We start from the raw sequence: 11,933 nt of genomic DNA, 5'->3' as shown, positions 1-11,933 counted from the left end.
TTAATCACTGAATATATGAAAAAGTTTATAAGTATATCATTATTTATATCTGCCTGTTTTCTGGGAAGTTGCAGTTCTTACGACGACGAACGAATCTGGCAGGACCTCAACGAAATAGAAAAGACGATCGGAGATTATGAAGCTCAAGCCGAAACATTGACCAAGCAAATGACTTCACTGTCTAAAGTGATCGGGAGTTCGTTTATCACTTTAATCAGTCAGGATGCCGATGGCAACCACGTAATATCTTACAGTGACGGTGGTGGGGAAACCCACACCGTTACGATCGCTACTCAAAAAGATGCCATCAAACTTCCTATCATCACGGCCAAACAGGATACTGACAGTAAATTCTATTGGGCGCAGACGACTGATAAAGGGAAGACTTATACATTCATTCTCGACGGTGACGGAAAGAAATTTCCGATAGGCGGAACGATGCCTGACGTTAAAATAAACGAGAACGGTTATTGGAGTGTGAATGGCGCCAGCACCGGTGTATTAGCCAATGATTTAAGTAATCTGTTATTCAAATCGGCTTATATAGATGATAAAACAGAAGAAGCCGTATTTATTCTGGCAGACGGTCAGGAATTGCGTATGAGTTTACAAGAGGCACTCGGTATCCGGTTCAACAGTCCGGTTTACAATGCAGTAACAGACTATGCTACTCCGGTTAGTATTCCATATGAAATATATGGTACCCAATCGGAAAATGCATATGTAGACTTGTTTACTGCCTACAATATGGAAGTCAAAATAGATAAAGCCTCTTCCACCCTCATCGCTACCATGAAAGAAGGAGCGACTGAAGGAAATATTCTGTTGCTGGCAAGTGCAGGAAATAATACCGTATTGAAACCGATATACTTTACATACGGTACCGCAATTCTGGACGAGCCACTATACCAAGGTCATGTAGGTCCTATCCAACTCAAAGGCACCCAAATGGACATAGAAATGCAGATATCTGCCAACATATTCTATCAGGTCAGTACAGAAAACGAGTGGATCACTTACAAAGGAACCCGTGCATTAATTACAACCACACATGCCTTCACCATTCTGGCTAATGAAACGGGTGACGAACGTTCCGGGAAAATAATATTCTCTAATTCGCTGTATAATATATCTTCAAGTATCGATGTGATACAAGAAGCTAAAGAAGTGGAAGCTAAAGGAGGAATCAGTACTGCTGCCGATCTAGTTAATTTTGCAAAAGCCGTAAATAACGGAACAAGTACCTCCCGCTGGCAGAATGACGCCGGAGAGATAGTATTGTTGAATGACATTGATATGTCATCCGTGACCAGTTGGACACCTATCGGTGATATAGATGCTTCCAACTATACTACGGCCGAGCCCTATGTTTCCATACATCCGTTTACTGGAACTTTCAACGGACAAGGCCATGCTATCAAGAACCTGAATTGTAGTGCAGATATAACAAATGGTGGATTGGCGTATGGTTTATTCGGTTCGATAGAAAATGCGACAGTCAAAAATTTAGTTTTAGGAGATGCCAGTACCACTATAACTTGGATGATGAGCGGAACAGCACCTAAATATACTGTCATAGCTCCTCTTGTCTGCTTCGCCAAAAAATCGGTAATAGAGGGCTGTACCAACTATTATAATATCGACTTCACAGCCGATAATAAATCCGGAGAATTTAACGCACTTTCCGGCCTGGTAGGTACAATTGTCAACACAACCATTGGAGGAGAATCCAAAGCACAAGGTTGTTCCAACAAAGGATTTGTCCGTACAGGACGCATCAGCAATACAGCTAATGGCGGTACAGGTATGCAGACAGCCGGAATCTGCGCCTTCATGGCTAAAGCAGAAGGAGGAAAATTGAATTACTGCACCAACTATGGCGATATCAGTTGTCCGAGTGGAAGAACGGGCGGAATTATAGCAACACTAATGTATGGTAACATTTACAACTGTGACAACAGAGGAACCATTGAAGATGACAAAGTAGGGCAACATGAAGGCAAAGAAGCGAGTGTGACCTACAATTACAAACGTATGGGTGGAATTGTAGGAGGTACAGACGACCTGAAAACCAAACCGGAATATACAGTAGAGTCCTGCACAAATTACGGAAATGTCATGACTCACCTAAGTGTCCGCACAGGAGGCATCATCGGTCACTCTAACATACAGATTATCGGTTGCGTAAACAAAGGTGCTGTTTTGGGAGATGTATTCACCGAAGGAAATGGGACCAACAGACATGGTCCGGGCTGGTTATGTGGTTATTCTGGTGCTTCCACTGCAACCTGGACCAATTGCAAGGCTTGTGTATGTGGAGGCTATGTCGGTGATTACAGCAAGTATAAGGACGATCCTACTTCTGCACCAGATGCCACTAACCAGAATGCATTTTGTCATGCAAACCAAAATTTCGATCCTAGTATTAATTTCTAAAAGACACAAGATATGAAAAGAATATATTTTGTCTGTTCGGTGCTTCTTTCCCTCCTGCTCACCAGTTGTGGGGATTATGATGACTCTTCGATTCAGAATAAGCTCAATGATTTCAAAGAGCGAATAGCCGCCCTTCAAACCAAAGCGGATAAACTCAATGAAGATATCTCAAAACTGGGATATTTGACGGAAGGAAATGTAATTACCTCTGTTTCCCGAAACTCGGACGGGCAATATGTTATTACCTATAAAGACAACAATAATGAAGAAAAAGCAGTTGTTGTAGCAACCCAGGAAGATGTAATAGAAGCCCCTATACTCGGTGTACGCCTCAACGATGACGACCAGTTGTATTACTGGACCACCACTATTGGCAATGAGACAAACTGGCTCACAGATGATACCGAAAAAAAAGTACCCGTCTGTGGCTATACCCCCGAAATGGGGGTAAATGCCGACGGTTACTGGACAGTCAATGGTGAGATACTCAAGGATAACAAGGGGACTCCTATTACAGCTACAACCGACGAGACGGCCATTTTTAAAAATATTACCAAGACTGATGAGGGATATCTCAAAATCACATTGGGTAATGGGGAAACACTCACACTGGAAGTGTTCAGTTCTCTGAATCTCAGGTTAAAAGCAAATGCTGTTACAAAAATAACCGATCTTTCCAGTCCCCTAAAAATTGAATATGAAGTAACGGGAGCATCTGCAGAAGAAGCATTAGTCACTATTGCCCAAGCGGTGAACGTAAAAGCAACAATCGACAAAGAGACTCATACCCTTACTGTAATATTCGAAAACAATTTTGATGAAGGTCATGTGATCATCACAGCTTACGATCTTCAGCATCTTGTACTTCGTCCTCTTTTATTCAAAAAAAATTAATCCTTAAAATGATATGAATATGAAAAAAAGAATCTTATTCACCGGACTTCTTCTGTTGCTGACTCTAGGCACTTTTGCAGTCACTCCTGTCGCTCCGGACAAGACACATGCGCAAAAGATAGTAGAAGCCATTCACAATCCGAAAACAGACTATGTAGTGGTAGTATCCCACCGGGGAGACTGGCGGGATTATCCGGAGAACTCCATCCCTGCCATCGAATCGATTATCCGCATGGGAGTTGATGTCATGGAACTAGACCTGAAACTAACAGCAGACAGTGTACTTGTCCTTTGTCACGACGGTACTATCGACCGGACTACCACAGGAAAAGGCAGAGTCAGCGACGTAACTTACGACTATATCAAAAGCTGTTTCCTGAAAACAGGTCATAACTGCCCCACTAAATACAAGATGCCGACCTTAAAAGAAGCATTGGCCGTCTGCAAAGACCGTATAGTGGTTAACATAGACCAAGGGTACCAATATTATGATTTGGTAATGGCTATCACAGAAGAATTGGGAGTCACAGAACAAATCTTGATTAAAGGTAAAAAGTCGGTTGATTTTGTAGATGCACAAGCTAAGAAGTATAAACACGCCATGATGTACATGCCCATTATTGATATCAACAAACCAAGCGGACAAGATTTGTTCCGTCAATATATGGACAAGAAAATCATTCCTCTAGCATATGAAGTATGCTGGCAGCAAGAAACTTCGGAAGTAAAAAAATGCATGAAGGATATACTTGCACAAGGTTCTAAAATCTGGGTAAATACTCTTTGGGCCTCACTCTGCGGAGGTGAAGAAGCAGGTATGTACGATGACTATGCTTTTGAACATGGGGCAGAAGTTTACCAAAAGGTATTAGATCTCGGCACATCCATCATACAAACCGACCGACCGGAGTTATTAATCAGCTACCTGAAGAAAATCGGACGGCACAATTAATCCCCGAAAGTAATTATTCTATTTACCAGATAAGAAAACATGAGAAATTTCAGATTGCTCCTTTTGGCTTCGCTTTTGGCACCGACTATCCTATGGGGACAAAGTATAAAAGACATCCGCTATGTAGATGCCTCCCAATTGACCCTTGTAGGAAAAGCCTTGCCTACCCCACATCTATATCACCGTATAGATACGGTAGCTTTCAAGGGATTTTCAAAATCAGAAAACCAGCAAGCCAGATGTTCAGCAGGATTAGCGGTTGTTTTCAGGACCAACTCACCCCAGATTGACCTGCTTCCCTCGTATAAATGGGAATACAGGAAAGATAATGTAACAGGAATAGCAGCTGCCGGCTTCGACCTCTATATCAGACAGAATAATGAATGGATATATGCCAATTCGCTAGCTCCTGCTAAACGGAACGAAGCATTCACACTGATGTATGGTATGGAGCCAAAGGAAAAAGAATGTCTGCTTTACCTGCCGATGTACAGCGAACTCGAATCTCTGAAGATAGGCATTCAGCCGGGATCTTCAATCGAAACGATCCCGAATCCTTTTGGGCAAAAAGTCGTATTCTTCGGTTCCAGTTTTACGCAAGGTATTGGAGCAAGTCGTCCGGGGATGAGTTATCCGCTGCAAATAGAGCGTAATACAAACTTACATGTCTGCAATTTAGGATTCAGTGGCAATGCCAAACTTCAGTCTTATTTTGCGGAAGTGATAGCAGCCACCGAAGCCGATGCTTTTGTATTTGATGTGTTTTCCAACCCCGACGCAATGCAAATCAAGGAACGTTTACAAGCATTTGTAGATATCATTGTAGCCAAACACCCTAAGACTCCTCTGATATTCGTACAAACTATTCAACGGGGCAATGAAGCATTTAACACCTTGATTCGAGCCAGGGAGAGTGACAAACTGGAAATAGTAGAAACTCTTATGAAAGAGATCATCCGGAAATATCCGAATATCTACCTGATAGGCAATCCGTTGCCATCTCCCGAAAACAGGGATACCTGTACCGACGGAACCCATCCGTCTGACCTCGGCTACTACTTTTGGGCTAAGAATTTAGAGAAAAAAATAATCGAAATACTAAATAAAAACAAGTGCTTATGAATATGAGATCAGATTAAAAATACAAATCTATCCCAAATAGAATATCTTATTCAGAAATAATCAACATAATATACTCATTGATAAAGAAAAAAAATGCATTTTTGTACTTTAAACAAATACGCTATGAAGATAACTAATGACATATTAAAAGATTATTTCTATGATAAGTGTTCTCACGAGGAAGAAATAGAAATCCAAAAGTGGTTGACAGAAAATGACAATAGCCTAGTGGACCAGAGTTTCCGTGAGATTATCTCTGAAATTCAAATGGAGAATCATGAGTTATCTCAAAAAGCTTTTGAGAAATTTCAAAAAGCAACTCAACCCCAACAGGTCCGCACACCACGCCCGGGACTTCAGCGTTCAATCCGCTGGATGCAGCGTGTGGCAGCCGTCCTTTTTATACCACTCTTATTTTTAGCCGGATATTTACTTCTTGACAAGAAGGCAAATACACACTGGAATGATATCACCGTACCACACGGTATGCATCAGACACTCACTCTTTCGGATGGAACGACGCTCCATGTCAATTCAGGCACGCGAGTAATTTACCCTTCCGATTTCACAGAAAATAAAAGAGAAATCTTTGTCAGTGGAGAACTCTTTGCCGATGTGGCAAAGGATCCGGACAAGCCTTTTATCATTTCTGCTGGTGACGTCCATGTGCAGGTGCTGGGTACAAAGTTCAATCTCCGTGCCTACGAGAATATCGAGACAGTAGAAGTCGCGCTCGTAGAAGGTTCGGTACTGTTCAAAACTCCAACTCATCCTAATGAGATTTTGAAGAAAGGAGAAATGATTCAGTATAACCGAACTTCACAAAAGATTGTCCGCGATACATTCCTTGCCAATCTGTACAAGTGTCCGGCCAAAAACGAAGGATTCTATTTCAGTAATCTTCCCCTTAATGATATTGTGAAGGAACTGGAATATTATTTCGATACCAGAATCATCATATTAGATCAAAAGCTAGGTGACAGCACTTACATTGCTTACTTCACTAACGGGGAAACTCTCGATGAGATTTTATCCAATCTCAATACAGACGGACAAATGTCCATAACCCGGAGTCAGGGAGTAATCTTGATTACTTCTGCAGCTCCATAAAATTAGCAGTAGTATAACCTGATATGAAGCAAACTAATATTTATAAAAAATATATATCAACGATCTGGTTTGCTTGTGTGATGATATTTTTCTCTCAACCCATTCTAGCACAAGACATAACCTTACAATTAAAGAATGTTACTGTAAAAGAAGCAATAGAAGCTTTACATAAGACCAAAAATTATTCTGTTGTGATCAAATCCGCAGAGATCAACATGAGTAAAAAAGTGTCAGTCAATGCCACTAATGCGCCTATTAAGGCCGTTTTGGATCAGATTTTTGTGGGACAGAATGTTAGCTACGCCATCAACGGGCATAGTATCATTATCAGTAAAAAGTCAGATACCAGTCAGCAAAAGCCCGGTGAGAAAAAGAAACAGACGATTACCGGTATTGTTTATGACGAAGAAGGTAATCCTGTTATAGGCGCTTCAGTGATGAACAAAGAAACCGCACAAGGAGCAATTACCGATCTGGATGGAAAGTTTTCTTTAGAAGCTTTCATACCTTCAACAATCGAAATTTCGTACGTAGGTTATGAAATGGCAACAGTCAATGTAAAAGACAATCAGACCAAGACCATCCGCCTGATTCCTTCCAGCCTGATGATTGACGAGGTAGTCGTAGTAGGCTACGGTAGTCAACGCAGAAGTAACCTGACAGGTGCCGTTTCCACCATCTCTAGTAAAGACCTGAACAACCGCCCGGTAGTGTCTGCTGCCAATGCATTGCAGGGAGCCGATCCATCTGTAAATCTTACTTTTGGTACAGGTTCGCCCGAGTCAGGGTATTCATTAAACATTCGTGGAGGTATCTCTGTCAACGGTGGCACTCCGTTAGTATTATGTGATGGCGTAGAAGTACCGCTAAATCAAGTCAATGCAAATGATATCGAATCGATTTCTGTATTGAAAGATGCATCTTCGTGTGCCATTTATGGAGCAAAAGCATCGGCTGGTGTGGTACTTATTACCACTAAATCGGGAAGTGCCGCAACAAAAGGAAAAGCCAAAATTTCCTATAACGGTCGTTTCGGATGGACACAGAATACGACTTCCACTGATTTTATCCGTACCGGGTATGATTATGTAACTTTCGCCAACAAGTTCTACCATGCATACAATGGTGTGAATATGTATTTGTATGAAGATGAAGAACTCCAGAAGCTCTACGACCGCAGGAATGATATGACTGAGAATCCTGAACGCCCCTGGGTAGAAATCGGAGAAGACGGGAAGTACTATTATTATGGAAATACAGATTGGTATGGACACTTCTACAATCGCACCCGCCCACAGATGGAACATAACGTTTCCATCACCGGAGGTGGCGAGAAGGTGAATTATTATATCAGTGGACGCTACTATCAGCAGTATGGTATGTTCAACATTGATAAAGACCTCTATAAAGATTACTCATTCCGTGCCAAGATGGATGCCCAACTGAATAAATGGATAAAATGGTCGACAAATATCGGATTGGACAACAACAATTACAGATATAACGGAACTTCCAATTATGCAATGACCATTGCTCGTCTGGAATCGAATATCAGTCCGTCATTCGTGCCTTTCAATCCTGACGGAACAATTGTGCAATATACAAACCAACTTTATGCCAACTCCCCTCTCGGAGCCGGCGACGGTGGCTATCTGACATCTCAAAGAGGGCATAACACCAAATCCAGAACACTCTTGTCTGTAGTCAACCAGATTGATATTACTTTACTGGAAGGATTGACTTTGACTGCCAATTACAGTTATCAGCAAAGAAAACAGCTGTATCGCTATCGCAACAACTCATTTGAATATTCACGTAGTCAGGGAGTGACACAAACATTCACTTCCGGAAGTATCTTTAACAACTATGAAGAAGACGAATCTTTCCCCGTCACTCATATGCTGAATTACTATGCTACTTTTGAACATTCATGGGCAAAGAAACATAATCTTAAAGTGGTGGCAGGTAGTCAGTATGAGACTTACCGTAATGTCAACAAAGATACTTCCATGACCAACTTGTCCAATGATAACCTCGACTCCTTTTCGGCAGTAACACCCGAAAGTGTGCTTACCGTATCACAAGATATCAGTGCCTATAAGACTCTTGGTTTCTTTGGTCGTATCAACTATGACTACATGGGCAAATACTTGCTTGAGGTATCCTGCCGTGCTGATGGTTCTTCCCGATTTGCAGAAGGAGACAGATGGGGAGTATTCCCCTCGGTATCAGCAGGGTGGAGAATTTCTGAAGAAAACTTCTTCAAACCTGTAAGTGACTGGTGGAGCAGTTTAAAATTACGTGCTTCTGTCGGCAGTCTGGGTAACCAACAAGTAGATTATTACGCTTATCTGCAAACAATCACTTCCGATAACCAATTCAGTTATACCTTTGATGGAGAAGGAAAAGCATACTATGCGAAAATTTCCAATCCAATCTCTTCCGGGCTGACCTGGGAAACTGTTACAACATACAATGTCGGATTGGATATGTCATTCCTTAGAAACCGTCTAAGTATGAGTGCCGACTATTACGTCCGTAAAACAACGGATATGCTGACCACCTCATTGACTTTACCGGATGTATACGGTGCTTCTACCCCAAAAGCCAATTGCGCTGACTTACGGACAAACGGATGGGAATTATCTGTTTCATGGAACGATTCGTTCAAAGTAGCCAACAAGCCTTTCCGATATGGGATACAAGCTACCTTGGGAGATTACCAGCGCACAATCACCAAATACAACAACCCGGACAAACTGATTTCCGACCACTATGTAGGAAAGAAAATGGGAGAAATCTGGGGATACCATGTAGACGGATTGTTTAAAACAGACAAAGAAGCTGCGGAATATCAGGCAAAGATTAATGACAAAGCCGTGAACGGACGTGTTTACAGCAGTAAAGTAGACGGTTATCTACGTGCCGGTGATGTACGCTTTGCCGACTTGAATGGAGACAACGTGATCGGAGCAGGAGCAGGAACCGTAGATGACCCGGGCGACAAACGGATCATCGGAAATACGACTCCAAGATACAACTATTCTTTCCGCCTGGATGCAAGCTGGAATGGTTTTGACGTATCTGCTTTCTTTCAAGGGATCGGTAAAAGAGACTGGTATCCGTCCTCCAGTTCTAGTTCACAAGGAGCGAATTCTTTCTGGGGCCCCTATTCTTTCCCTTCTACCTCATTTATAGAAAAGTCATTTCCGGAAGACTGTTGGACTGAAGATAACAGAAATGCCTTCTTCCCACGCATCAGAGGTTATCAATCCTACTCCGGAGGTTCACTCGGAACAGTCAATGACCGATATATACAGAACATTGCTTATCTGCGTTTCAAGAACCTCTCTATCGGATATACCCTGCCCATCAACAAGCGTTTTTTCGAAAAAGTCCGTGTTTATGTTTCAGGAGAGAATCTATATTATTGGTCGCCTCTGAAGAAGCATAATAAAACCATTGATCCGGAATTGGCTATCTCTAGTAGCACTTACTCATCCAACACAGGTTCGGGATATGCTTATCCACGTGTTTATACTGTTGGAGTAGATATTACTTTTTAATTAATGATTAATCAGATATAGTATGAAAGCTATCAACAAAATAATTATCCTGGGAATGGTGACAACCCTGTTCAGTAGTTGCGACCTGACACTCCTACCGGAAAATGCAGTGACACCGGAGAATTACTTTCAAAATAAATCCGACCTGGAGTTATGGACCAATCAATTTTATACTTTGCTGGATGAACCGGACGCTTCAGCCGGTACAAATGCAGACGATATGATTGACAAAGGCATGGGACAGGTGATTGAAGGTACCCGTTCGGCTGCTAGCGAAACCGGATGGTCATGGAGCAAACTCCGTCACATCAATTATTTTCTGCAACATTCCTCCAATTGTGATGATGAAACCGCCCGCAGCCAATATAACGGTGTGGCACAGTTCTTCAGAGCTTATTTCTATTTCGTAAAGGTACGTCGTTATGGAGACGTGCCCTGGTATGATCAGGTATTAGGTTCGGAAGATCAGGAATTACTGGCTAAAGCCAGAGATTCACGCGAATTTGTGATGGATCGGGTCCTCAAAGATTTCGAAGATGCCGCCACCAGCTTACCAACTAAAAGCACAGACACTCGGAATACAAGAGTCACTAAATGGGCAGCACTGGCATTTGCCAGTCAAGCTGCACTCTATGAAGGAACTTATCGGAAATACCACGGACTGGACAATTATGAGAAATATCTGGAAATTGCAGCAAGCACTGCCAAGCAGTTTATTGATGAAAGCGGCTTCAGTCTGTATAAAGAAGGAACAGAACCTTACAGAGATATGTTCTGTGCGGACAATGCCAAAACAACAGAAGTTGTACTGGCAAGAGCTTATAACTTCGAAGGTCTACAATTATCACATTCCGTACAATTCAGCATCGCCAATCTGCAGATGGGCTTCACCCGCCGGTTTATGAATCACTACCTGATGACTGACGGAACGCGTTTCACAGATAAACAAGGATATGAAACTATGTTCTATACGGAAGAGGTAAAAGACCGTGATCCACGCTTACAACAAACTGTACTTTGCCCGAACTATATCCAGAAAGGAGAAACCACCGTTACTGCTAATGATTTAACTGCCTACTGCGGATACAGACCTATCAAATTCGTAGGAACGAAAGACCATGACGGAGCCGCCAAAAGTACCTCCGACTGGCCACTGATGCGAGCCGCAGAAGTGTACCTGAATTATGCCGAGGCTAAAGCAGAATTAGGAACTCTTAAACAAGAAGATCTGGATATCTCTATCAATAAAATTCGTGAACGGGCAAAAATGCCGGATTTGATTCTTACAGACGCCAACAACAATCCTGATCCGTATTTGGGTACCTGCTATCCGAACGTTGAGCAGGGAGCGAACAAAGGAGTCATTCTCGAAATACGTCGCGAACGTACCATTGAATTAGTTATGGAAGGCTTGAGACAATGGGATTTGTTCCGATGGAAAGAAGGAAAACAAATGTTCAATCAGTACATTCCTTACTACGGCATCTATATTCCTGGAGTAGGAACGTATGACATGGATGGAGACGGAAAACCTGATTTGGAAATCTACGAAACCACAGCTACTTCGCAATGTGATAATAAAAAGAAACTGGATAAGGATATTTACCTCTCCAATGGTACATCCGGCTATATTATCGGATTTCCTAAAGTTACTTATGGCAATGACTGGAAAGAGGAAAGAGACTATTTATGGCCAATTCCTGCCGATCAACGCGTATTGACACAAGGCATTCTGACCCAAAATCCGGGTTGGGAAGACGGCTTAAGTTACTAATTAATCCACAATTTATATTTTTATCAGTAAGGTGTATCGGTAATCCCCGATACACCTTACTATCACTATTGCTTTTTTT

General features: G+C 42.1%; 7 protein-coding genes. All 7 read left to right on the top strand.

The features are described 5' to 3' along the window. The first annotated feature begins 15 nt into the window (after window positions 1–15). Window positions 16–2,436, top strand: a complete 2,421-nt coding sequence (locus BSAG_RS20645) for a PL29 family lyase N-terminal domain-containing protein (protein WP_232286449.1) — start codon at window positions 16–18, stop codon at window positions 2,434–2,436. A 12-nt stretch (window positions 2,437–2,448) separates the two neighbouring features. Further along, complete coding sequence (locus BSAG_RS20650; protein WP_008020126.1) at window positions 2,449–3,330, top strand: PL29 family lyase N-terminal domain-containing protein; 882 nt, start codon at window positions 2,449–2,451, stop codon at window positions 3,328–3,330. A 13-nt stretch (window positions 3,331–3,343) separates the two neighbouring features. Beyond that, the gene (locus tag BSAG_RS20655) at window positions 3,344–4,282 is read left to right on the top strand and encodes a glycerophosphodiester phosphodiesterase family protein (RefSeq protein WP_008020125.1); all 939 of its coding nucleotides are present in this window, start codon (window positions 3,344–3,346) and stop codon (window positions 4,280–4,282) included. Between the two features lie 39 nt (window positions 4,283–4,321). Next, the gene (locus BSAG_RS20660) at window positions 4,322–5,404 is read left to right on the top strand and encodes an SGNH/GDSL hydrolase family protein (protein WP_004312647.1); all 1,083 of its coding nucleotides are present in this window, start codon (window positions 4,322–4,324) and stop codon (window positions 5,402–5,404) included. Window positions 5,405–5,527: 123 nt separating this feature from the next. After that, entirely contained in the window at window positions 5,528–6,514 is a 987-nt protein-coding gene (locus BSAG_RS20665; protein WP_004312646.1) for a FecR family protein, read from the top strand. A gap of 23 nt (window positions 6,515–6,537) precedes the next feature. Continuing rightward, window positions 6,538–10,080 (top strand): TonB-dependent receptor, encoded by a 3,543-nt coding sequence (locus tag BSAG_RS20670; protein WP_004312645.1) that lies wholly within the window; start codon window positions 6,538–6,540, stop codon window positions 10,078–10,080. 22 nt (window positions 10,081–10,102) lie between these two features. Further along, a complete protein-coding gene (locus BSAG_RS20675; protein ID WP_004312644.1) occupies window positions 10,103–11,854 on the top strand; it encodes a RagB/SusD family nutrient uptake outer membrane protein in 1,752 nt (583 codons plus the stop codon). The last annotated feature ends 79 nt before the right edge of the window (window positions 11,855–11,933 follow it).

Source organism: Bacteroides sp. D1 (assembly GCF_000157095.2).
Lineage (GTDB): Bacteria > Bacteroidota > Bacteroidia > Bacteroidales > Bacteroidaceae > Bacteroides > Bacteroides xylanisolvens.
Note: the sequence above shows the minus strand (reverse complement) of the source record. Positions and strands in the feature narration are given on the sequence as shown.